This is a genomic window from Algoriphagus halophilus, from assembly GCF_900129785.1.
GTDB lineage: Bacteria > Bacteroidota > Bacteroidia > Cytophagales > Cyclobacteriaceae > Algoriphagus > Algoriphagus halophilus.
In genome coordinates this window covers 1,373,630-1,397,451 of record NZ_FSRC01000001.1, presented here as the reverse complement: position 1 = coordinate 1,397,451, position 23,822 = coordinate 1,373,630, and the positions used below count along the sequence as shown (strand labels likewise).

Here is a 23,822-nt window from a genome sequence, read left to right as displayed (position 1 = left end):
TTCTACCATTTTTTTATTCTCCTACATCCAAATCGGTAGCTGCGCCACCAAGGGATTTATAAAGACTTACAATACTTGCTAATTGTTGTTTTTTAAGTCCTACATAATTCAACTCTGCTTCTAGCGCCCGGTTTTGTGAATTGATGACATCCAGGTAATTCGCATATCCTACCGAGAACATGGTATTCGCATTGGAAATTGACCTCCTCAAAACCAAAACTTCATCCGTCTTCAAGTCTAATTGCTCATCCAACGTTGCATATTCATTCACCACCTGAATGACCTCTAAATAGGCATTTAATACAGTTTGTTCATAATCCAACCAAGCGATTTGTTGGGAAGCTTTAGCCTGCTCAAAACTTGCTTTAATTTGACCTCTATTAAATATTGGTGCTACTAGGCCTGCACCCATTTCATAAACGGCCGAACCTGGAGTAAAGAAAAACTTACTGAAATCAAAAGCATTAAATCCAGCTGAACCAAATAACCTTACGGATGGGAAGAAAGCTGCTCTCGCTACCCCTACATCTGCATGAGCTGCCTCTAATTCATTTTCTGCTTGGAGAATATCTGGTCTTCTTTGTAATAATTGAGCAGGGACTCCAATCTGTAGTATCTCCGGCATAAAGTTTACCTGCGACAAAGTCGTTCTCTGCAGAGAAACTTCATAACTTCCTACTAATCCTTTAAGTGCCAACTCTGTTGCTTTCAACTCTCTTTCCTTTTCTATAAGTAAGGATTTAGAATGTAAAAGAAGCGCCTCAAATTGATCTACCGCCAATTGTGTCTCTTTCCCTGACTCTTTTAAATCCTTGGAAAGCCCAAATGCGATCTCTTGATAAGAAATGTTTTTATTTAAAATGATAATCTCTTCATCAAGTCCCACTAATTGGTAGTACAATTTTGCGACTTGAGCAACCAATTGAGTTTTAACCAAGTTTGCTGCTTGTTGGGTTGCAAGCCACCTGGAGATAGAAGCTTTCTTCCTATTGGAAAATTTACCCCAAATATCCAATTCCCATGAGAACTGAGCTCCAATCCCAAAATCCTTATATGGATCCGGAATTTTCTCGTCCTCGGTAATATTCTCTGAGAAATTAGTATCGTAATTCCCAACCCCATCCATGGTATACTTACCAAACTTAGTTTGACTGGCGCCAAACATTCCATTGACTTGAGGGAGCATGCCTAATTTTCCCATTTTCATCTGGGCATTGGCAATGCGGATTTTTTCAAGGGTTTTCAGCAAATCGTAATTGTTTCGAAGTGCCAATCTGATTAATTCCTTTAACCTGGCATCTTCAAAAAACTGGTCCCAGCTTTGATCTGATAAATTTTTTGTTGAATCACTGGTAGTTTCAAACTCAACTGGAACTGCTTTCTTTTCTGGTATTTCATAAGAAGACTTACATCCCCAGCCTAATACCAACGCCGCTGTTACTATGCTATATTTGAATCGATTCATTTTGTTACTTCTGTTGCTTGGGATTTGGTTTTCAGTTTGGTAGACAGTGTTTCGAAGACTACGTATAGTCCAGGGATCAGAAAAACTCCTACGATAGTTCCGATCATCATCCCTCCTGCTGCAGCAGTTCCGATGGTTCTGTTTCCAATGGCTCCTGCCCCGGAAGCGATCGTCAATGGAATCAATCCACAAACAAAGGCAAATGAGGTCATCAAAATAGGTCTTAACCTTTCAACCCCTCCGTTCATGGCGGATTCGATAATCCCCAATCCTTTACTTCTATTTTGAATGGCGATCTCAATAATCAAAATGGCATTTTTACCCAAAAGTCCTATCAGCATGACCAAGGAAACCTGAGCATAAATGTTATTTTCTAAGCCTGTTAACTTGAGCAATAAAAATGCGCCGAAGATACCTGCAGGTAAGGATAAGATGACAGGCAAAGGCAATAAGTAACTTTCATATTGGGCTGCCAATAACAGGTAAACGAAAATCAAACACACCGCAAAAATGTAGATTGCTTGATTGCCTGAAGCAATTTGCTCTCTTGTAATTCCGGACCAATCAATATCGAATCCTCTTGGCAAAAACTCCAAAGCAGCAGATTCAACCGCCTGGATCGCATCTCCACTACTAAACCCTTCAGCAGCTTCTCCATTGATCATCGCTGACGTATACATATTGTATCTTGTCAATTGCTCTGGCCCATAGACCCGTTCTAAGGTCACGAAATTTGAATAGGGAACCATGTCTCCCCGATCACTTTTGGTATACATGCTTAGCAAAGCTTCAGGATTAGTTCTGTATTCAGGAGCTGCTTGAATCATCACCTTATACATCTGTCCAAATCGGATAAAGTTAGAGGCATAAAAGCTTCCAATGAAACTTTGAAGTGTCAGCATGGCATCCTCCACAGGAACACCCAGCTTCGCTGCTTTATCATGATCTACATGGAGAATGTATTGAGGGAAATTGGGGTCAAAGTTGGTGAATACTCCATTGAGCTCCGGCTTTTCATTCAACAAGGCCACAAAATCCTGTGTAGTCTTGGCCGTAACTCCCAATGGTCCTCCTGTCTTATCCAGAAGTCGCATCTCAAAACCGGAGGCATTACCAAATCCCGGAACACTTGGAGGAGGGAAAAATTGAATTTCAGCTCCTGTAATATGACTCACCCGATCTTGGTAATCCAAAATCAATTCATTGACGCTTTGTGCTCTATCCTCCCAAGCAACGAGGTTAATCATCCCCATTCCATAGGAGGCTCCTGCCGTTTCAGTCAATAAACTGTACCCTGCCAAAGTAGAGATCGTCTCCACTTCCTCCAAAGGCAATAAAGCGGCCTGAACGTCATCCAAAATCACTTTTGTTCGCTCTACGGTAGCCCCAGGAGGAGTCGTAATATTGACATAAATCATCCCTTGATCCTCTGTTGGGATGAATCCTGTCGGTAGAATACTAGAGATACCAAAAGTTGCTAGGATAAAGATTCCCAACATCCCAAAGGTCACCACTTGTCTTCCCGCAATCCTTTTCAAAACCCCGGAATACTTACCGGACAATTGATCATATCGTTTATTAAAGCCATCAAAGAACTTTTGTACCAATCCTTTTTCATCTTCAGGCACATGTTTGGCCGGCTTTAACAACATACTACATAGTGCCGGTGATAAGGTCAATGCGTTGATTCCTGAAATCACGATGGCAATGGCCAAGGTCAATGAGAACTGTCGGTAAAATATCCCTACAGGACCATCCATAAATCCGACTGGAATAAATACTGCAGACATCACCATGGTGATGGCAATAATTGCTCCTCCGATTTCCTTCATGGCTTCAATGGTCGCATCCGTCGCATTCATGTTTAAGTCATGCATCTTCACATGGACAGCTTCTACCACTACTATGGCGTTATCCACCACAATTCCAATTGCCAGCACCAAGGCAAAAAGGGTCAACATATTAATGGAGAATCCGAATAAGCCCATGAAGAAAAACGTACCAATCAAGGAAACAGGAACTGCAATGGCTGGAATTAACGTAGACCTGAAATCTTGTAGAAAGAGAAATACTACAATGGAAACAAGGATAAATGCCTCAATCAAGGTTTTGATTACTTCATGAATAGAAGCATCCAAGAATCTTGAAACATCATAGGAGACATTAAACATCATCCCTGGAGGAAAGGATGTTTGCTCCAGTTCTTCCATTTTACTCTTGATGTTATTTATTACCTCTCTTGCATTAGATCCAGGACGTTGCTTGATCATGATGGAAGCAGAAGGACGCCCATCCGTAATAGAAGCCATATTGTAATCCTGGGAATCAAAAGTCACCTCTGCCACATCCTTAATTTTTAATAAGGACCCATCCGGTAGCGCCTTAAGGGTGATGTTTTCATAATCCACTTCCTGGCTAAACTTACCCGTGTAACGAAGCACGTATTGAAGGGCCTGGGGATCTTGATCCGAACTAATTCCTGATTTACCAGGAGCAGCCTCTACGTTTTGTTTTCTGATTGCATCTGTGATATCCTGGGGAGAAATATTATAGGCTACCATTCGATCTGGATTCATCCAGATTCTCATGGCATATTCCCTGGAACCCATGATTTCCACAAAACCTACCCCATCAATTCTCTTCAGTTCTGGAAGTATATTAATATCGGAAAAGTTGTATACAAACTTCTCATCTTGGGTGGTGTCAGAAGTCATGATGTTGAGATACATCAACATACTATTTACCTCTTTCTCAGTCATCACCCCGGCTCTGATTACTTCCTCAGGAAGCTCATCAATCACGGTGGCCACCCTATTCTGCACGTTTACTGCCGCCTGGTCAGGGTCTGTACCTACTTTAAAGACCACAGTAATGACAGTGACACCATCATTTGTGTTGACAGAGTTCATGTATGTCATTCCCGGAACCCCATTGATAGCTCTTTCTAAGGGAGTGGCAACTGCTTTTGCCAATACCTCTGCATTGGCTCCCGTATATTTTGCGGTTACTGTAACAGAGGGAGGAACGATCTCTGGAAACTGTGTGATGGGCAAGGATGTCAATGACAATAAGCCCATAAAGACAATAATCACCGAAAGGACCGTGGATAAAATCGGTCGCCTGATAAATAATTCAAACATGGATAAAGCTTACTTATTTAGGTGAACAGAAGATTATAGCGAATGATAGAGCGTATCATACGCCTCTTGATCAGATACTTGAACAGGTTCTATAAGACTTCCATCTTTCACCTGTTGTATCCCCTCGTATATGATTCTGTCACCCGGTTGAAAACCATCAGCCACGTAAAAAAGTCCAAACCTTCTGATCGGTTTAAAACTTCTCACCTTTACCGTATTATCACTATCTAAAATATAGACGTAAGTATATTCCTGAATTTCAAAGCTTGATTTTTGAGGAATTAAAAACACATCCTCCATTTCATTCGTCATCATCACCTTCCCACTGGCACCATGTTTTATCAAACCATCAGGATTTGGGAATCGGACTCTAAAGGCTATGGAGCCAGTACCTCTCTCAAAATCTGCTTCCATGGTTTCCAATTTGCCTTTATAAGGGTATTCTTGTCCGTCAGACAGTACTAACGTGATTTCCTTCTCCGTAAACTCCTCCCCTTTTTCCTGCCTTTCGCGCATGTACCGCAGGTATTCATTTTCAGTTACCTTGTAGTAGGCAAAAATTTCGGAAATATCAGTAATATGAGTCATGAGGTCTCCAGGAGTGACCAAGCTACCTGTCTTAAAAGGAATTCTATCTACAATTCCATCAAATGGGGCTTTAATAATACTATATGAAAGTCCTGTTTGTGCATTTTTCAACATAGATTCAGCCTGAAGAATCCCTGACTCAGCCATTTCCAATTTTGCTTTGGCTAACTCTAATTCAGAATCAGTAATGATGTTTTTGTCTACTAAAATCTGGAGACGTTCTACTTCTAATTTGGCTGCCTGCGCTTCGGCCCTTTCTTTCATCAAAAGTGCTTTACTACTATTGACAACCTCTCCGAGCTCAGCGGAGTTAAGTTTAAATAACGCTTGACCTTTTTTTACTTCTTCTCCCTCATCCACATAAATTTCTTCAACAAACCCTTCCACTTTGGCTCGGACTTCCACGAATTGAACCGCCTGTATGTCACAAACATAAGTTTGAGGAACCTCTATACTTCTGGAAGTAAGTTCCATGATTGGAATACTTAATGGTTTGTTTTTCTTTCGGCGGTTACCTTCTCCGTCACCACAGGAACTTAGGGAAAGTAAGGACAGTGCAGAAAACACAATCCAACCTTTAAAGGAAATTTTTAATTTCCTCTCAGTAAAAATAGATTTCATGGGTAATTATTCAGCTAGTTATTCTCAATTCTTCAAGGTTAGTTAATGGAATTGTACCACTTCAAATCATATGAAGAGGTACTGATTCTAACGTATGAAGGATTTCTAAATTACATTATTTTCAAAAAACCGGGAAACCCATTACATGATTGGCTCATTTAGGAGCTAAAAATTATTACTAAGGTAAAAAATATGGATTTTATGTATTTTTTAGTGAGAATGATTTACCTATAAACTATTTTCTAAACATAAAATCATAATCATTTGATTTAATGGTTTTTATAAGTTATAAATAGGTATTATTGATTCATAATGAGAAAATAGTTACGACCTAGTTTGATACACAAAATCCATGAAATGACCAATAAAAATCTGACTTTGGTCATCAACTATGTTAAAAATTGGAGATTCCTTCCTTAGGCCGAATAAAAGAGATAATCAAAACACCTATTTTTATTTTCATATAAAGAAAAAAGCCCCGGATTAAAAACCCGGGGCTGGAGGTGATTGTGACAACTTTTCACTAATTCCTTATTTCAATGATACCGCTAGATACGGTACCTGACACGGTATAAGGAGAACCATTATCAATCTTTAATGTCCCACTGGAAGAGCTGTCTCCGACAGAAACTCTTCCACTACTTGTGGTAAGGTTGTAATTATAATCTATCAAATTCGATAATGTTTGAATTTTAATAGATCCAGACGAAGCTTTGAATAAAGATTCTTCACTTAATCCTGAATTGATCGCATTGATCCTTCCAGAAGTGACTTCTAACTTTCCCAAACTTTCTACGTCAGTTAAATCAATAATTCCTGAGCTAAGAATGGCATGCACCATCCCTTCTATCCTATTCAACTTATATCTACCGGAAGAACCTGAAAGACTGACATCTCCTACTACGTCCTTCATCTCAACAACTCCAGAACCCACCTCCACAGTAGTATTCCCTACCAGATTGATCACATTAACCTCTCCAGATCCGGCAGTTAAATTGGTAACAGAAGAATTAATATTCTGAATAGTCAATCTCCCAGAGCCTGCCATTACATCAAATACTTCAGTTTCCACATTTGAAATAGTAGCTGATCCCGCTCCTACTTCCACATTCATCCCTATTGTTTCTGGCCCTATCAAATGAATGAATCCACGATCTCTACCGCTATTAGATATTCGTTTTTGATCCAATTCAATGATCAGCTTTCCTGATTCCTCTCTATACTCAATTTTATACCTCCCGGCATTAGTAGATTCCAACATTGCATTTAATGTGACGGATGTCAAGCTTGGATCTCCAGTATAAACTACTTCCAGAAAACCGGATTCAATTTCCACCTCTTCAATTCCTTCAAACTCTTGATTGATGGACTGAACAACTTCCAAATCTTTACTGCAGGAGCTAACTAGTGCTAATGCCAATAAAATTGAAAATGTATAATATATCTTTATATAATTCTTTTGAAACTTCATGATCTTGCATATTTTAAAATATAATTTTGATTTTTGAATTTTAAAGTGCTGCAAGCATACAAATGTACGGCAATTTCACAGCACTGGTTATCAACGAGTTGATTTCTTGATCTAAGTCAAAGCAATTGGAGAAAGACCAAATGCTTAGGAGAGGGTGGTGGCAAGTCGCCTGCTCTTCGATTTGCTGTGATAGCATGCACATTTTCTTGGATTAAAGCCATTTTGAACAGATTTTTGGTTTAGTTTTATTTCTTTGATGCTAAGACAACCCACAGAGAATTTACCCCTAGTTAAAAAATGTAAAAATGTTGGCAACCACTCCAAAACCACCTTATTACGCTGTGATTTTCACTAGTATAAGAACAAGTTACGATAAAGAATATATAGAAACAGCTAAGAAAATGGAGCATTTGGCCTCCCTTCAAGAAGGGTATTTAGGACATGAATCTGCTAGGGAGGAAGTAGGAATTACCGTAAGCTATTGGAAAGATCTAGAATCCATTAAGCATTGGAAGTCCCAAAGTGACCATTTGTTGGCACAACAAAAGGGAAGAGACAAATGGTATGCGGCGTTTAAAACCAGAATTTGTTTGGTTGAAAGGGATTATGGATTTGAACGAGAAGAACAAACCTGAAATCTGTAAATTGAAAATCACAGGATCTAGGATCATTCGATATAGCTAAGAACTATAGTATATTTGGCTTAGGAATTCAGGCATTTACAGGATTCTATAAACCCTATTTGAATTTAACGAAGCAACATGTTACGCAAAATCTTTTTAGGAATATTCGGTGCTGCCATGCTTTTTGCGATCCTCTATATGGTGGGACCAAAAGAAGAAAAGCAGGAACTGATCATTAATTATCCACAGATCCCTACTCGATTGGCTGAAATTGAGCAATATGTAGCCCAACGTGAGGATACCGTAAAAGGGCTAAAACCCGGTAATGAAGCTTACATCATTTGGGCAGATAGTACCAATAAAAGGAAGACCCCCTACTCTATCGTTTACATTCATGGTTTTGGTGCCAGCCCCATGGAAGGTGACCCGGTTCACCGGTTTTTAGCAGCTCATTTTGGTGCAAATTTGTTTGTCACAAGGCTTCCAGAGCATGGGATCAAGCGTGAGAATGGGATGGAATATCTGTCTGCTCAAAAGCTTGCTGATGCAGCTGGAGAAGCTTATCAAATAGGAAAAAACCTAGGAGATTCAGTCATTGTAATGGGCACTTCAATGGGAGGGGCATTGACCCTTCTTTTGGCTAGTCAACAACCTGATCTAAAATCTGTGGTGGTTTATTCTCCTGCAATAAGAGACAATGGAGAAACACTCAACAATTTATTTGTGCCTTGGATGAAAAAAATCATGCAATGGACCTGGATGGAAAATAACGTGAAGATTCAGCCAAGAGAAGGTGAAAAAGCAAACTATTGGTCTGAGGAATATCATTACAATGCCTACAAAAGTCTGGGGGTTTTGATGTATAGCATGATGAATGAAGAGACTTTTAGAAAAATCAATCAACCCCTTTTTCTTGGATATTATTACAAAAGTGAGCAAGAACAAGATTTTGTCGTTTCTGTCCCTAAAATGTTAGAAATGTTTGATCAACTGGGAACGCCTGAGACCCTGAAAAGAAAGGCTGCTTTTCCTGATGCAGGAGATCATGTCATTGGAAGCTCCATCACCTCTGGAGATTGGGAAGGTGTTTTATTTTCCACCATTGACTTTCTGGAAAATGTAGCTAAAGTGCCTTCCAAAGAGGAATATCAAAGAAAAGTAGAGGAATTAAATCAGTTGGATGCAGAACTGGAATCCATGCAATAATCAAGACTGAATTCATTTAGGCAGCTTATTCTTTCTCAAAGCGATATCTAAATGGCACAGCGGGTAAATTTAGATTATTGATCAAATTAACTTCTGGGTTATCCGCCCAAGCATACCTGATTTCAGAAATATTCGACATTTCTGTTTCAATGGTAATTTCATTATTACCAGTGATCACTGCTTTGGCCTCTGTAAAATTACCCCTTGAATCGGAGATAATGAATCCTTTAACCAACTCAGAATTATCGGAAGTTTGAAGCCCTTCACCAACTTCTGAATAATTTAACACAAGGGTTCCATCCCTTAAAGTAGCAGATTCTAAGACAGGCCCTGAGGAAACAAGCTTTTCCCCATACGCTACTTTCCTCGCTTGAAGCCATAACCTTTCACCCACATCTTTTTTATTTTTTGGATGTATATCCCCTGACTCTCCGATATCGATAATCACCGCCATTCCTGTATTTGGTAAACCTAAGGTCTCTTTCTGCGCATCTCTTAAAAAGGCCCAATTACTATCTGGCTGCGGGGATTTTCTTTCCATAAAATTGGCCAGTTGAACAAACAGAAATGGGAAATCGCCAAGCCCCCAAACTTTTCTCCAATTGGTAATCATGGCAGCAAACAACTCGTGGTATTCTTCAGCCCTTCCGGCATTACTCTCTCCTTGATACCAAATTGCTCCTTTAATGGGATAATTGGTTAAAGGATAAATCATGGCATTGAACATCATTCCAGGCTTCCAATTCAGAAAATCTACTTTTGGAAGCAAAGGTTCTACCTTATTATTTGAATAACTCCAAATGCCTTCAAGGGAGATCTTTTTGTTCCCTTGCAGGATATACATTTCACCAGGATCCCCTATACTTGGTTGATTATTCCATGTATTGATTGCTCTAATAGTCAATACATTGTTTCCTTCCAACAGGCTAGATGCAGGGATTTCCAAATCGGGAGTAGTGGTTCCCCAATCTTTGTAATGAAGTAAATTCCCATTCAGATAAACATAGCCCATTTGGTCTATTCTAGGCAAATGAAGCGTAGCAGCTTCAGAAGAATTCGCTTTAAAGACCTTCCGAACCCATGCTATGTGTTCTAATGGATTGGATTGGGGTAGATTGACCTTTCTCCATTGGCTATCATCAAATTTTACACTGGCAACTTCCAGGGCTTTTAAGGAATCTGGTTTTGGAACTAATTGATCCCGTAGAGCCCTTCTCTCCTCATTAGCAATTACCTCCTCTTGCCACTTATCCTGGTTTTCCAAAATATCCAGTGCCTCTTTACTATAGGAAGCATTCATTCCTGCCAAAACCGATAATTCAGTCCATCCTTCAGCAGGTGTACCACCCCAGTTCGATTCAATAATACCTACTGGAACATTTTTCTCTAAGTGATTTCTTTTTGCGAAAAACCAAGCCACGGCAGAAAAGTCAGGCATATTTTCCGGAGTAGCCACCTCCCACTCTCCACCCTCTAGCTCATTTTGAGGTTTTGCGCTATATGACTTGGGAACTTTAAAAAATCGAATTTTCGGAATCCCTCCTTCTTCTATCTCCTGATCAGCTCCGATCACAGCAGACTTTAATGCCCATTCCATATTGGATTGACCTCCTGCCAACCAAACATCCCCTATGTAGACATCTTTAATTAGCGTATTGTTTACCTCAAGAATATAAGGACCTCCCGCATTAGAGGCTGGAAGTTTGATCGACCAGGTACTATCCGCATTTACTTCTGTGCTACCTAATAAACCAGCTATTGAAACGCGAACTTTTTTAGTAGGAATCCCTCTTCCCCAAACAGATATTTTCTGATCCCTTTGAAGCACCATACCATCTTCGAATAATTTAGGCATCGTTACTTCAGATTCAAACTTGTCTGAATCACAGCCAATATTCCAAATTAATAGTAGGACCGCTAAATAACGCTTCATAGATTTTGGGGTTTACTATTGAAAATTGACAATTTTTTTTCGAAAAGGTATACTTCTGCATTGCATTTCTACCTTAATATTCCCTAAAGTCCAATATATCTTTGATACTTCTGGGGAATTCACCCATTTAGTAATGGTAGTTTGGCAAATGACCTCCATTGACCTCCATTTTCTTGGAGTCAAAATTTTATACCTAATCGATGGTGAATAGAATGATGAAATACAGATTTGGCTCCCTTTACTACTGCCTTAGAAAACAAAAAGCCCGATGAAGAAAAACTTCATCGGGACTTTTATTCTTTTTTTTATTTAAGGTAGATTAAATGAACCTGTTCAACAAGTTTTCGAAGTATTCTTGTTTACCACTAGTCATGGCAGGCTCGCCTTTAGCTGCTGCGTAGTCACGCAAATCTTCCAAAGTCAATGCACCATCTTCAAACTCTTTTCCTTTTCCGGAATCATAACTTGCATAGCGATTCTTTCTTCTTTCAAGATAATCTGATTTTTTCATGATATCTTCTGCAATCAACATTCCTCTGGCGAATGCATCCATACTTCCTATGTGTGCGAGGAATAAATCTTCAGGGTCTGTAGAGTTTCTTCTGATTTTTGCATCAAAGTTTACTCCACCACCTTGGATTCCATCAGAATTCAGGATCACCAACATCGCTTCAGTTAATTCCTGAAGGTTCAATGCAAATTGATCTGTATCCCAACCATTTTGGTAATCTCCTCTGTTGGCATCAATACTTCCTAGCATTCCTGCATCTGCTGCCACCTGAAGTTCATGTTGGAAGGTATGACCAGCTAGGGTAGCATGGTTTACTTCAATATTTAATTTAAAGTCCTTATCCAATCCATGATGTCTTAAAAATCCAACCACCGTTGCAGCATCATAATCATATTGGTGCTTAGTTGGCTCCATTGGTTTTGGTTCTATGAAGAAAGTACCTTTGAATCCATTCTTTCTGGCATAATCCCTTGCCATGGTCAAGAATTTCGCCAAATGCTCTGTTTCACGTTTCATATCTGTATTCAACAAAGACATGTAACCTTCACGACCTCCCCAGAACACATAGTTTTCACCGCCAAGAGCAATCGTCGCATCAATGGAGTTCTTCACTTGGGTTGCCGCATAAGCCAACACATCAAAGTCCGGATTAGTCGATGCTCCGTTCATGTAACGAGGATTACTGAACACATTGGCAGTACCCCATAATAATTTCACTCCGGTTTCTGCTTGCTTTTGCTTTGCGTAATCAACAATGATTTTCATACGCTCCTCGTACTCTGCGATATCTTTTCCTTCATCGATCAGATCGACATCATGGAAACAATAATAAGGAGCTCCGATTTTAGTGATAAACTCGAATGCAGCATCCATTTTATCTTTGGCTCTCTGCACTGGATCTGGATTGGCATCCCAAGGATGAACAATGGTACCTGGTCCGAAAGGATCTGATCCAGTAGCACAGAAAGAATGCCAATAGGCAATAGAAAACTTGAAATGCTCTTTCATGGTTTTCCCTTGGATGATCCGATTTTCATCGTAAAATCTAAATGCCATCGGATTATCACTGTCTTTTCCTTCAAAAGGAATCTTGTCGATATTTGGGAAATACTGTTTTGACATGTTTCTAATATTTAGGTTTGACTTAATAGGTTTAATCTTGCAATTATAATTTTAAATTTTGAATCTGTTCCAATTGGTTTTTCCAATGGGTATAGACTTCTTCATAAGGCTCAAAGAATTGTTCATTGGGTTCAATGGTTTCCAACAATTCCAATCCAGCAAAGGCTTCGCTTTCATTCGAAAACAACCCGATTCCGATTCCTGCTCCTCGTGCGGCTCCTTGTGCTCCATCTGTATCATAAAGTTCCAAAACCACCTTATTCATGTGAACAAAGGTCTTTCTGAATATAGGGCTGAGGAACATATTCGCTTTTCCAGCTTTCACTGTTTTCAAATCCATTCCCATATCCTGCATAATTCTAAAGCCAAAAGTCAATGCGGAGACAATTCCTTCTTGTGCAGCTCTGATCATATGCTTCTTATCATGCTTCAACAAATCCAGCCCAAGTAAATGAGCCCCTACATGTTTGTTTTGCATAATCCGCTCTACTCCATTTCCAAAAGGAATAAAGGTCAGGCCACCAGAACCTATAGGAGCAGAACTTCCTAAATTGTTCATTTCATCATAATCTATCTTCCCTGCCCCCATCAATTTCTTGATCCAGCTATTCAAAATACCGGTGCCATTCACACAGAGTAACACTCCGTAGGAAGGCTTTTCTTTGGTGTGATTTACATGAACAAAAGTATTCACTCTTGACAATGGATCATATAAGGGTGTATCACAAACTCCGTATACTGTACCTGAAGTCCCTGCCGTTGTGGCAAGTTCTCCTGGTTTCAACACCTGCAAAGAGAAAGCATTATTAGGCTGATCACCTGCTCGATAAGCGACTGGAACCCCTGCTTCTATGCCAGTCTCATCAGATGCATCTTGAGTCACTTTTCCTTGTAAGGAGTATGAAGGTACAGCTTTAGGAATCCAATCTTTATTTATTCCATAATTTTCGATTACCTTTTTACTGATTCCATTTTCTTTGAAATCCCAGAATACCCCTTCAGAAAGACCTGTCTCGGAGGTAAGCACTTCTCCTGTCAGCTTCATTGCAATAAAATCACCTGGTAACATGATTTTATCAATTTTTGAAGCCAATTCAGGCTCATTTTCTATGACCCATCTAAGCTTAGATGCTGTAAAATTCCCAGGAGAATTTAAAAGGTGCGGAAGACAATAATCTTTCCCTAGGTCTTGAAAAGCTTTTTCACCTATACTTACAGCCCTACTATCACACCAGATGATTGAAGGTCTTAAAACCTGTTGGTTTTTATCCACTAATACCAATCCATGCATTTGGTAAGCAATCCCAATCCCCTTTAATTCTCCACTTTTTACACTTGCTTTTTGAAGCACATATCTACTGGATTCTTTAATGTATTTCCACCACATTTCTGGATCTTGTTCAGCCCAGCCTTCGTGAGGTGCCTCAATGGTCATTTCCTCCTCAGGAAATGCCTTCGCTACAATTGCTTTTCCGGTATCAGCATCTAATAAGGATGCCTTTATAGAAGAGCTACCTATATCTAACCCTAATAATAATTGTCTCATTTGATTTTTTTTTACCAGAATACGATGTAAAGCGCAGCAGTAATTCCCGCAATTAATACTGCACCAATTTTAAATGAAGTACTGGTTTTGAAAAGTTCTTTATTAATATCTATACTGTTTGGATGGTCTTTTCCTTTACCCTCTACCAAGCTGATGATGATCATCAATGTTGCCAATATTAAGAACACTACTCCCATCCGATCGATGAAAGGAAGTCCTGGGAACGCTATTTTTAATACGATAGATAATGGAATACTCAAAGCAGCACCTACCAATGCGGCATTGGAAGTGGTTTTTTTCCAGAATACCCCAAAGAAGAAAATCGCAAATACTCCAGGGCTAATAAAGCCTGTATATTCCTGAATAAACTGAAAAGCCTGATCCAATGCGCCTAATGCAGGAGCTACCAAAGATGCCAATCCAAATGCCACCAAGGCGGTAATTCTTCCTACTTTTACTTGCTTGGTTTCAGATGCTCCTTTACCGATGTATTTATTATAAATATCCATGGTAAAAATAGTGGAAGTACTATTGGCCATGGATGCCAATGAAGAAACAATCGCGGCAGTCAAGGCTGCAAATGCCAATCCTTTCAAACCTACCGGCAGTAATTGTAATAAGGTAGGGTATGCTCTGTCAGATTTTATAATTGAAGTTGCAGGATCTTTCATTGACTCCATGAAACTTAAATCTATTCCATTCTCTACAATGACGAATGCTGCAATACCTGGAATTACTACGATCAAGGGCATTAACAACTTCAAAAAGCCGGCGAAAATCATCCCTTTTTGAGCCTCATCAAGACTTTTGGCAGCCAAAGCTCTTTGGGTAATATATTGATTGAAACCCCAATAACTTAAGTTGGTAATCCACATTCCACCAACTAGAACCGAAATACCGGGAAGATCCAAATAGGCATCTTTCACTCCTCCTGATCCATCAGGAATCATCATTTCACCTTTGGAAAAAATCATGGTAAAGTGACCTGGAACTTCTTTTCTCAAGAGGCTTAATCCCTCCCATGCATCTCCGGAACCAACCATTTGTAATGCAATGTAAGTGGTGGCCAATCCTCCAGCTACTAAGAAAACTACTTGGACTACATCAGTCCATGCAACTGCTTTCAAACCACCATAAATGGAATAAAGCATGGCAAATGCTGCCAAGCCCACAATGCCCCATATCATAGGTACATCCAAGATGGTATTTAAACTAAGAGCACCTAAGTATAATACAGAAGTAAGGTTTACAAAGACATACAATAAAAGCCAAAATATAGCCATGGTAGTTCTTACCCTTGTATCATATCGGTCTAGCAAAAAGCCAGGCATAGTATAGATGCCTTTTTTAAAGTAGACAGGTAAGAAGAAAATTGCGACCACTAACAAGGTGGCAGCTGCCATCCATTCATAGGTTGAAATTGCCAATCCCATGGCAAATCCTGATCCTGACATTCCAATAAATTGTTCCGCTGAAATATTGGATGCAATCAAGGAAGCTCCTACGGCCCACCAAGGGAGCGCTTTGGATGCAAGAAAGTAATCAGAGGAATTTTTTACATGTCCTTTCTTTTCTCTGGATACAAAAAGGCCCATCCCAATGATGAGCATACAGTATCCAACGAAAACAATCAGATCTAAGGGTTCTAAAAGCATATTAATTTAGGTTGGTGTTTGGGCTTAATAGATTATAATTCAAGTCTAAAATCAAGACAAGGCGTTAAATATAAGGTTTTCATCTAAAGGTCAGAAAATAAATTATTGGGATTATCAACTTATTCAAAAATCTGATCTAAAAAAGGAAGTGGATCAGTAGCGTATTTAACCCCATTTACATTCTCCAAATAACTAATTCCCATCGCATTACTCACCCAAACACTGCTTGCTTTAGCCAAATGTTCAGGTAAATACATCCCTTCATGAATCTCTAAATGTTGAGCCCTTATTCGCTCAAGAATCGCTGCTCTCCCCACTCCTGCTATGCAAGAGCATTTAAGAGATGGTGTAAAAATCTCTTCTCCAATTTTCCAAAATACATTGGAAGAACCTGCTTCAGAAATAAACCCTCTTTGATCTAACAGAATTACCTCATCCATTTCATACTCACTTCTTTCCTGATTAGCCAACACATAAGTCAAAGAGTTCAAGGTTTTGGCATTGCACCAAAACGTGGGGTAAACATGAATCTTTTTAGATATATAGGCCAATTTCTTAACCTTAACCGGCGGTTTAAATTCTTTGACTTGTAGGGTTTGGATAACTTCTTGAGTAGTTGGCGTATAAGTACCAGATTCAGCTCTATATACATTCCATCGAATTCGAAAATTTCCTTTGGGTAACAACCTATTCATCAATGATTCAATTTCCTCAAGATTTACAGAATCCATTTTCAATTGTAGCAATTCCATGCCATACTTTAACCGAGCCATGTGCTTGTGACCATATCGAATCTTTCCCCCAACAAAAACCATAGATTCAAAGAGACCATCCCCAAAATTCATTGCTCTATTTGGAATTTCTATTTCTTTAAATGGTTGCCATGATCTCGTCTGGCTATCTAAAATATAATTTGTTTCAAAATCGCTCATAAACTGTTCAAATACGGTCAGTTTTCTAAATTGTCATTAATTGAACTTGTTAAATCTAATAAAGAAAATTGCCCATATGAGGAAAATTCAGTGATAAATGACATTTTTGAACTTAATAACGAAAGTCTATTTAGCTTAGCACTAATATTGAACCTAAGAATGAGATGGCAAATAAGAGTAGCGTTTTTGATATGATTGGTCCAGTAATGATTGGTCCATCCTCTTCTCATACAGCCGGAGTAGTGAGAATTGCAAGAGCTGCTATTAGAGTATTAGGAGGAAAACCAGATTCTGCGCTCATCACATTTTATAATTCATTTGCAAGAACCTATGAGGGCCATGGAAGTGATCGGGCGATAATTGGTGGTCTTATGGATTTTAAGACGGATGACCCTAGAATAAAGGATGCATTAAGCATTGCTGAAGAAGTTGGATTCGAATATAAATTCAAGTCCATTGGTAATTCTTCCATACACCACCCAAATACTATTAAATTAAATTTGGTCAAAGGAGATAGATCTGTTGAGGTGGTGGGAGAAAGTTTGGGAGGTGGCATTATCAATATCTCGGAAGTGGATGGATTTGTCGCAAATTTTTCTGCTAAAGACCATACGTTAATCATCAAAGCAGAAGATGTCTCTGGAGCCATCGCATTTATTTCAAGTGTTATCGCTCAAGAAAAAACCAATATTGCCACCATGTCTGTTTCCAGAAAAGGTAAACATGATCGAGCATGTCATGTGATTGAAATGGACTCCGGAATTAAAGGTATCACGATTGAATACCTTAAATCCCTTGCTTGGATCAAAGAATTAATTTATATACCTGACATTGACCTTTAACTACGCATAAACACATGAAGAAATGCTTTTTAAGCTTAGCTTTTTTTACAAGTACAGTTTTTGGAGTATTTGCCCAACAGGAATACACCGGTCCTTATGACCTGGAAACTGCGGTAAATATAGCTTTGGAAAACAACTTGAATTTAAAGAGAAGTGAATTAAACCAACAAACAAATGAAGCCGCCTTACTTCAGAATCAAGGTGCAAGGTATCCAAATTTGACGGCAGGAGGTTCCACCAATTTTAATTGGGGTAGATCCATTAACCCTGCAACCAACCTATTTGAAACACAAAGAATTGGGAATGTTAACTTGAATGCAAACGCCAATGCGCCCCTATTTAATGCTGGACGAGTTAATAATTCTATCAAGCAATCGAAGGTAAACTTAGAGCAGGGGTATTATAATATTGAAGCCACAAAGAATTCCATCACCTTGAATGTGATCAATCTTTATATCAATGTGGTATTCAACCAAGAGCAGGTTAAAATTGCGGAGAGTCAATATCAAACCACTGAAGAGCAATTAGAACGAACTACTAAACTTGTAAATGCGGGTTCATTGCCTTATTCGGATCAACTAGATTTGCAATCTCAACTGGCAACCAATAATGTGGATTTAATCAATGCCAAAGCTACATTGACGATCTCTTTATTAAATCTCGCTCAAGCCCTTCAAATTCCTTACACTCCTGATTTTCAGATCGTAAAACCGGAACTAACCATTGATGATACATTTATGGTTACCGAGTCTTCTGCAACTATCTTTGAAACAGCAGAGGAAGTGATGCCAGAAATCAAAGCAGCTTCCTTAGGAGTTCAAAGTGCTGAATATGGAGTAAAACTTGCTAAGGCTGGCTTCTACCCTTCTATTAACATTGGAGGTAACTTAGGCACTAACTATGTGGATTTGTATGATGAAAAATTTGGAACTCAGTTGGATTTCAACTTTTCACAATCTGCTGGTATTTCGTTGAGCGTGCCTATTTTCTCCAGAATGGCAAATAAAGCTTCTGTACAGCGTGCTAGGGTGCAAAAAAGCCTAGCAGAAGTTGCTGAAATTGAAGCAAGAAACCAGCTTCGACAAGATATTGAAACTGCATATACCAATGCGTTGGCATCTGAGCAATCCTACCAAGCCTCTCTTAAAAGAGTAGAAAGTTTGGAAGAATCCTATAGAATTGCTCAGCAACGATTTGATTTAGGGGCAATCAACTCTGTTGATTTTCAAGTTGCTCAAAACAATCTTTTCAGCGCTCAGTCGCAATTGATTTATGATAAATACACTTATATTTTCAGAGTAAAAGTTCTTGATTTTTACTTGGGTAATCCTATTAACTTAAACTAAACCATGGCTAATAAGAAGTCGAACAAGCTATTGTATTACCTACTCGGGGCAGTAGGTTTAATTATTGTTTTTGCAATCATCGGCCGTTCTGCTGGATGGATTGGAGGAGCAAAGGAAATCGAAGTGGAATTTGCCCAGGCAAAAAAGACTCAGATCATTGAAAAAGTAAGTGCCTCTGGAGAAATTCAACCTGAAGTTGAGGTGAAATTATCTCCAGATGTTGCGGGTGAAATCATAGAATTGAATGTGATAGAAGGTGATTCTGTCGCTGAGGGCAAATTGTTGGTCAAGATTCGTCCTGACAATTTCATCTCTGCATTGGATAGATCAAAAGCCAACTTAAATCAGCAAATGGCAAATCTTTCCCAAGCTAGAGCCAGCTTACAAAGATCAGAGGCTCAATTCACCCAAGCTGAATTGAACTTCAATAGACAGAAGACATTGTTTGAACAAAAAGCAATTTCTGAAGCTGATTTTGAAACCGCCCAAGCCAATTATATCACTGCTCAGAAAGACCTTGAAGCAGCCAAACAAAACGTGATCGCTTCTGAATTTATCGTAAAAAGTTCACAAGCTACCGTGAATGAGGCTGCTGAAAACCTCCGTTTGACAAATGTTTATTCTCCTGTGGATGGAATTGTTTCCAATTTATTGGTTGAAAAAGGCGAGCGTGTAGTAGGTACGCAACAAATGGCAGGAACAGAAATGCTTACTATTGCAGATCTTTCAAAAATGGAAGTACGGGTAGATGTCAATGAAAATGACATTATCCGACTTAGCATGGGTGACACTACCATTATTGATGTTGATTCTTATTCTTCTACCGGTAAGAAATTTAAAGGGGTTGTTACCAGTATTGCCAATACTGCCAATACCAAAGCTTCCGCAGATGCCGTTACGGAGTTTAAAGTGAAAATTAGAATCTTGAATAGCTCCTACCAAGACTTGGTTGCTGAAGGCAAAAAATATCCTTTCCGTCCAGGAATGACGGCTTCTGTGGATATCATCACTACCTCCAAAAACAATACTTTGTCGGTTCCATTATCAGCAGTTACTACCAGAGATAACAAGGTTGACACCCTGGCCGGTGGTACTACAAAACCAAAAGAATTGGTATTTGTAAGTGAAAATGGAGTTGCGAAATTGAAAGAAATCAAAACTGGTATCTCTGATTTCGAGAACATTGAAGTATTAGAAGGCATTTCTGAGGGAGAAGAAATCATCTCAGGCCCATACTTTGTTGTCTCCAAACAGTTGAAAGAAGGAGATAAAGTAGTTAAAATGGAAGCCCCTAAAGCTGGGCCAGCAGCTAATGCCAATTAAACAAAAAAAGCCCCGATAAATCGGGGCTTTTTTTATGACCATTTTTTTAACTGTTCATAGACCAAATGCAAGGGAAATCCCATCACATTAAAATAGGAACCCTCCATTTTGGTTACTCCTATATATCCTATCCATTCTTGGATTCCATAAGCACCCGCTTTGTCCATGGGACGATAGTTTTTGATATAATGCCATATCTCTTCCTCTTCCAAAAACCTAAAAGTAACTTGGGTTTCATCCTCCACAGTTAGTTGTCTTTTATGATCTCTAAAAGTAACCGCAGTCATCACTATATGACTTGTACCTGAAAGACTTTTAAGCATATCAAAAGCTTCCTCCTCGTTATTAGGCTTCCCTAACACATGCCCATCTTGAATCACTACTGTATCGGAAGTAATTAAGAGTTCATTTTCACTTAATTCATCCAAAAAGGATTCCGCTTTCAATTTGCTTAGGTAGGCAGCCACAAACTCAGGTTTCATGTCTGCAGGAATCTTCTCCTCTACTGATGTGGGACGAATCTCAAATTCAACTTCCAGTCCCTTTAATAACTCCTGCCTTCTTGGTGAGTTGGATGCAAGAATTATCTTTTTGCTCTTCAAGCTATTTAAAAAAGGCTCCATAATCGAATTCGAATTCTTGTTGATTAATACTCGCAAAAAGTAAGCCTCCCAAAGCTTTAGGATAAAAGTAAGTGGATTTTTGAGGCATCACATACCCGGACCTACAAACCTCTAGAACCTGACTCAATTCCAATTCGCGAGTGATGACTGCAAAGCTAGCCTTTCCAGATTGGACTTCATGGATACATCTGGAAAAATTTCTCTCATAGTTGATATTTTCTGAAAAGCGCTGTTCTTCCAATGGAATTCCCAAAATCTTATCGAAAACCAAGCTGTGTAATACAGCCAGATCTAACTTTTTTATGATTTCCGGAAAATTGGATTCTATTTCATCAAATTTCTCAGGTTTCAACTGGAGTAAATAACTTTCTTCCTTCAAAATCAACCCATAAGACCATTTTTTGGTAAAGGAATAACCACCCAACTCTTCTTGGTCATGAAATTTTTTCACCTCAAACCATTCTTTTAATGCTTGAATAAACTCATGATTACTTAATTCCAATCCTTTAAAAATCCGATGTGTGGGAAGAATTTTTAAATGGTTACCATTCGTATTTGTTAAATACATCATATGGTAATCAAATCCATTCCATTTTGATTTGGAAGCAGTTGTTTGTTTGGATTTCCGGTATTGAATAGCTCCTTCTAAACGGTGATGACCATCAGCCAATATCACCTGTTTATCTTTTAAAACAGTCAAAAACTTGGCAATGATTTGAGGATTTCGGATGACAGCAAGGACCTCTTTCACTCCTTGATAATCCTCCAATTCATAGATAGGATTTTCCATGGCTTCATCCATAAAACCCTCCAATTGATTCTCTGGGTCTTCATACAATCCATGAGTGGGACTAGCTTGTATTTCTGTAGACTTCAATAAATCAATTCGATCATTTACTGCATGGACAATGGTATTTTCATGTCTTAAGATTACTTTTTCATCCCAATCATATGCCTTTATATGTGCTATAAAACCTTTTCTACATCTTGCATCATGCTCTCCAGGTAATCTGAAATATTGATAATACACATAGATTCCAGGCTCCTCATCTTGGACAATTAGTTGTTCTTGTTTCCATTTTCTCAAGGTCTTTCGAGCTTTTTCTGCTGGATTAGGTCCATTGGGAACGGAAAGATGAATGCTGTTGAATGGGTTTTCATATAATAACTCTCTTTGCTTGGAAGATACCACATCAAATAAAGGAGCGGTCAACTCCTCCATTTTACCCAAAAGACGATCATGGTATCTCCATGCCCTAATTGGTAGGATTTCTGCCATGCTTAATCTAATCTATTTCTCCAAGCTGAAACTGTTGCTGCTTTTTCTTGTTCAGGTTTTTGCACAAACTCTTTTTTAGATTTATCAAAAAACTCTACCGCCAGGGCAGCGAGTAACTCTTCTTCTTCCTTAGAAAAAGTTGGATCCAAGGATTCAGGATTGAAATACCGTTCAACAAATTTGGTGTCAAAATTTCCCGAAACAAAAGCTTCATGATTCAACGCAAATTTGCAAAAACCCAACGTAGTTTGGATTCCTGTAATTTGATATTCTTCAATAGCCCTGGTCATTCTTTCAATAGCAGCTTCTCTTGTGGATGCGTGGGTGATCAATTTTGAGATCATAGGATCATAATAAATAGGAATCTTCATCCCTTCTTCAAACCCATCATCCACCCTAACACCAGGACCTTGTGGTCGCTGGTAAGTTTCCAAAGTACCAATATCCGGAAGGAAATTATTCTTGGGATCTTCAGCATATACCCTTACTTCAATCGCATGTCCATGGATGCTTAAGTCTTCTTGGGAAAAGGAAAGTGGATTACCTTCAGCTATTAGAATCTGCTCTTTGACCAAATCCTTTCCCGTAATCATTTCTGTCACAGGATGTTCTACTTGTAGTCGAGTATTCATTTCCAAGAAATAAAAATTCAAGGCATCATCTACAATAAATTCAACCGTCCCTGCACCATAATAATTACAGGCTTTTGCCACTCCAACAGCAGCTTTTCCCATCGCTTCCCGCATTTCAGGAGTTACTACTGCCGAGGGTGCTTCTTCAATTACCTTTTGATGCCTTCTTTGGATGGAACACTCTCTTTCAAATAAATAAACAATATTTCCTTGTTGGTCTCCTAAAACCTGAATTTCAATATGTCTGGGAGAGGTAATAAATTTTTCTATAAAAACTGCACCATCTCCAAATGCGGAGATTGCCTCACTAATTGCCCGATCCATTTGGCTCTCAAATTCGGCTTCATTCTCCACAATCCTCATCCCTTTTCCACCTCCCCCAGCACTGGCCTTAATTAAAATTGGATACCCAATTTGTGCAGCAATTTTTTTGGCAGCCGGGATGTCTGATATAGCTTCTTCGGTACCCGGAACCAATGGAATATTGTAATTCCCTACCGCTTGTTTAGCAGCTAATTTACTCCCCATCACCTCAATAGATTCTGGAGAGGGGCCGACGAAAATCAAACCGGAATCAGTAACTTTTTTTGCAAAACCTGCATTTTCCGAAAGAAAGCCGTAGCCAGGATGAATAGCATCTACATTTAATTCTTTACACACTTCAATGATTTTATCTCCTAAAAGGTAGGATTCTGAAGATGCTGCTGGTCCTAGACAAACTGCCTCATCTGCAAACTTCACATGGGGAGAAAGGCGATCCGCTTCACTGTATACGGCTACAGTTTGAATTCCCATTTCCTTTGCTGTTCTCATGATCCTTAAGCTTATCTCACCTCTATTGGCTATTAAAAGTTTTTTGATGTTAGGCATGCTTTTTTTGGTTTATTAAGTTTTATTTGGGTCGTTGGCTAAGTAAAGAAATTTATCCAAGTTATGTTAAGAAAGCTTGGAAACGAAAATCGTT

Annotated in this window: 17 protein-coding genes; 5 read left to right on the top strand and 12 right to left on the bottom strand. The window is 39.0% G+C overall.

Annotation, left to right across the window (positions count from 1 at the left end; all coding sequences use genetic code 11):
• Positions 1-13: 13 nt before the first annotated feature.
• From BUR11_RS05950 to BUR11_RS05935, 4 genes are all read right to left on the bottom strand, one after another.
• Positions 14-1,465, bottom strand: a complete 1,452-nt coding sequence (locus tag BUR11_RS05950) for a TolC family protein (RefSeq protein WP_074223872.1) — start codon at positions 1,463-1,465, stop codon at positions 14-16.
• On the bottom strand, positions 1,462-4,605 hold the full coding sequence (locus BUR11_RS05945; RefSeq protein WP_074223871.1) for an efflux RND transporter permease subunit: 3,144 nt from the start codon (positions 4,603-4,605) through the stop codon (positions 1,462-1,464). The genes BUR11_RS05950 and BUR11_RS05945 overlap by 4 nt, the downstream gene beginning before the upstream one ends.
• 33 nt (positions 4,606-4,638) lie before the next feature.
• On the bottom strand, positions 4,639-5,814 hold the full coding sequence (locus BUR11_RS05940; RefSeq protein ID WP_084560866.1) for an efflux RND transporter periplasmic adaptor subunit: 1,176 nt from the start codon (positions 5,812-5,814) through the stop codon (positions 4,639-4,641).
• Between the two features lie 523 nt (positions 5,815-6,337).
• On the bottom strand, positions 6,338-7,285 hold the full coding sequence (locus BUR11_RS05935) for a DUF4097 family beta strand repeat-containing protein (RefSeq protein ID WP_074223870.1): 948 nt from the start codon (positions 7,283-7,285) through the stop codon (positions 6,338-6,340).
• Between the two features lie 305 nt (positions 7,286-7,590).
• On the opposite strand from BUR11_RS05935, the gene BUR11_RS05930 reads away from it, so the two are divergent.
• Both BUR11_RS05930 and BUR11_RS05925 read left to right on the top strand, forming a co-directional pair.
• The gene (locus BUR11_RS05930) at positions 7,591-7,920 is read left to right on the top strand and encodes an antibiotic biosynthesis monooxygenase family protein (RefSeq protein ID WP_074223869.1); all 330 of its coding nucleotides are present in this window, start codon (positions 7,591-7,593) and stop codon (positions 7,918-7,920) included.
• Between the two features lie 126 nt (positions 7,921-8,046).
• Positions 8,047-9,114, top strand: a complete 1,068-nt coding sequence (locus tag BUR11_RS05925) for an alpha/beta hydrolase (protein ID WP_074223868.1) — start codon at positions 8,047-8,049, stop codon at positions 9,112-9,114.
• 25 nt (positions 9,115-9,139) lie between these two features.
• On the opposite strand, the gene BUR11_RS05920 is transcribed toward BUR11_RS05925, so the two are convergent.
• From BUR11_RS05920 to BUR11_RS05895, 5 genes are all read right to left on the bottom strand, one after another.
• Entirely contained in the window at positions 9,140-11,047 is a 1,908-nt protein-coding gene (locus BUR11_RS05920) for a sialate O-acetylesterase (protein WP_074223867.1), read from the bottom strand.
• 319 nt (positions 11,048-11,366) lie between these two features.
• On the bottom strand, positions 11,367-12,680 hold the full coding sequence (gene xylA / locus BUR11_RS05910) for a xylose isomerase (RefSeq protein WP_074223865.1): 1,314 nt from the start codon (positions 12,678-12,680) through the stop codon (positions 11,367-11,369).
• Between the two features lie 43 nt (positions 12,681-12,723).
• On the bottom strand, positions 12,724-14,226 hold the full coding sequence (locus BUR11_RS05905) for a xylulokinase (protein WP_074223864.1): 1,503 nt from the start codon (positions 14,224-14,226) through the stop codon (positions 12,724-12,726).
• Positions 14,227-14,237: 11 nt separating this feature from the next.
• The gene (locus tag BUR11_RS05900) at positions 14,238-15,881 is read right to left on the bottom strand and encodes a sodium/sugar symporter (RefSeq protein ID WP_074223863.1); all 1,644 of its coding nucleotides are present in this window, start codon (positions 15,879-15,881) and stop codon (positions 14,238-14,240) included.
• A gap of 119 nt (positions 15,882-16,000) precedes the next feature.
• Positions 16,001-16,813 (bottom strand): aminotransferase class IV, encoded by an 813-nt coding sequence (locus BUR11_RS05895; RefSeq protein ID WP_074223862.1) that lies wholly within the window; start codon positions 16,811-16,813, stop codon positions 16,001-16,003.
• Positions 16,814-16,977: 164 nt separating this feature from the next.
• Here BUR11_RS05895 and sdaAB point away from each other — a divergent pair, with 164 nt between their 5' ends.
• Genes sdaAB through BUR11_RS05880 form a run of 3 tightly spaced genes read left to right on the top strand, consistent with a single transcriptional unit; the run spans position 16,978 to position 20,324 of the window.
• Positions 16,978-17,655, top strand: a complete 678-nt coding sequence (gene sdaAB, locus BUR11_RS05890; RefSeq protein WP_074223861.1) for an L-serine ammonia-lyase, iron-sulfur-dependent subunit beta — start codon at positions 16,978-16,980, stop codon at positions 17,653-17,655.
• Positions 17,656-17,669: 14 nt separating this feature from the next.
• Positions 17,670-19,001 (top strand): TolC family protein, encoded by a 1,332-nt coding sequence (locus BUR11_RS05885; protein WP_074223860.1) that lies wholly within the window; start codon positions 17,670-17,672, stop codon positions 18,999-19,001.
• Positions 19,002-19,004: 3 nt separating this feature from the next.
• Positions 19,005-20,324 carry an efflux RND transporter periplasmic adaptor subunit gene (locus tag BUR11_RS05880; RefSeq protein WP_074223859.1) on the top strand — a complete coding sequence of 440 codons (1,320 nt, stop codon included), beginning with the start codon at positions 19,005-19,007 and terminating at the stop codon, positions 20,322-20,324.
• Positions 20,325-20,356: 32 nt separating this feature from the next.
• On the opposite strand, the gene BUR11_RS05875 is transcribed toward BUR11_RS05880, so the two are convergent.
• From BUR11_RS05875 to accC, 3 genes are read right to left on the bottom strand one after another with little or no spacing between them, the layout of a single operon-like run.
• On the bottom strand, positions 20,357-20,947 hold the full coding sequence (locus BUR11_RS05875) for a Maf family nucleotide pyrophosphatase (protein WP_074223858.1): 591 nt from the start codon (positions 20,945-20,947) through the stop codon (positions 20,357-20,359).
• Positions 20,928-22,226: a DUF1015 domain-containing protein gene (locus tag BUR11_RS05870; RefSeq protein ID WP_074223857.1), complete on the bottom strand. Its 1,299-nt coding sequence runs from the start codon at positions 22,224-22,226 to the stop codon at positions 20,928-20,930. The genes BUR11_RS05875 and BUR11_RS05870 overlap by 20 nt, the downstream gene beginning before the upstream one ends.
• 2 nt (positions 22,227-22,228) lie before the next feature.
• Positions 22,229-23,728, bottom strand: a complete 1,500-nt coding sequence (gene accC / locus BUR11_RS05865) for an acetyl-CoA carboxylase biotin carboxylase subunit (RefSeq protein WP_074223856.1) — start codon at positions 23,726-23,728, stop codon at positions 22,229-22,231.
• Positions 23,729-23,822 lie beyond the last annotated feature (94 nt).

Excerpts from the sequence above, each read along its gene's own strand:
- BUR11_RS05895 (WP_074223862.1), bottom strand. The coding sequence starts at position 16,813 with ATGAGCGATTTTGAAACAAATTATATTTTAGATAGCCAGACGAGATCA.
- BUR11_RS05920 (WP_074223867.1), bottom strand. The coding sequence starts at position 11,047 with ATGAAGCGTTATTTAGCGGTCCTACTATTAATTTGGAATATTGGCTGT.
- BUR11_RS05935 (WP_074223870.1), bottom strand. The coding sequence starts at position 7,285 with ATGAAGTTTCAAAAGAATTATATAAAGATATATTATACATTTTCAATT.
- BUR11_RS05875 (WP_074223858.1), bottom strand. The coding sequence starts at position 20,947 with ATGGAGCCTTTTTTAAATAGCTTGAAGAGCAAAAAGATAATTCTTGCA.
- accC (WP_074223856.1), bottom strand. The coding sequence starts at position 23,728 with ATGCCTAACATCAAAAAACTTTTAATAGCCAATAGAGGTGAGATAAGC.
- BUR11_RS05900 (WP_074223863.1), bottom strand. The coding sequence starts at position 15,881 with ATGCTTTTAGAACCCTTAGATCTGATTGTTTTCGTTGGATACTGTATG.
- xylA (WP_074223865.1), bottom strand. The coding sequence starts at position 12,680 with ATGTCAAAACAGTATTTCCCAAATATCGACAAGATTCCTTTTGAAGGA.
- BUR11_RS05945 (WP_074223871.1), bottom strand. The coding sequence starts at position 4,605 with ATGTTTGAATTATTTATCAGGCGACCGATTTTATCCACGGTCCTTTCG.
- BUR11_RS05880 (WP_074223859.1), top strand. The coding sequence starts at position 19,005 with ATGGCTAATAAGAAGTCGAACAAGCTATTGTATTACCTACTCGGGGCA.
- BUR11_RS05870 (WP_074223857.1), bottom strand. The coding sequence starts at position 22,226 with ATGGCAGAAATCCTACCAATTAGGGCATGGAGATACCATGATCGTCTT.
- BUR11_RS05950 (WP_074223872.1), bottom strand. The coding sequence starts at position 1,465 with ATGAATCGATTCAAATATAGCATAGTAACAGCGGCGTTGGTATTAGGC.
- BUR11_RS05885 (WP_074223860.1), top strand. The coding sequence starts at position 17,670 with ATGAAGAAATGCTTTTTAAGCTTAGCTTTTTTTACAAGTACAGTTTTT.
- BUR11_RS05940 (WP_084560866.1), bottom strand. The coding sequence starts at position 5,814 with ATGAAATCTATTTTTACTGAGAGGAAATTAAAAATTTCCTTTAAAGGT.
- BUR11_RS05925 (WP_074223868.1), top strand. The coding sequence starts at position 8,047 with ATGTTACGCAAAATCTTTTTAGGAATATTCGGTGCTGCCATGCTTTTT.
- BUR11_RS05930 (WP_074223869.1), top strand. The coding sequence starts at position 7,591 with ATGTTGGCAACCACTCCAAAACCACCTTATTACGCTGTGATTTTCACT.
- BUR11_RS05905 (WP_074223864.1), bottom strand. The coding sequence starts at position 14,226 with ATGAGACAATTATTATTAGGGTTAGATATAGGTAGCTCTTCTATAAAG.
- sdaAB (WP_074223861.1), top strand. The coding sequence starts at position 16,978 with ATGGCAAATAAGAGTAGCGTTTTTGATATGATTGGTCCAGTAATGATT.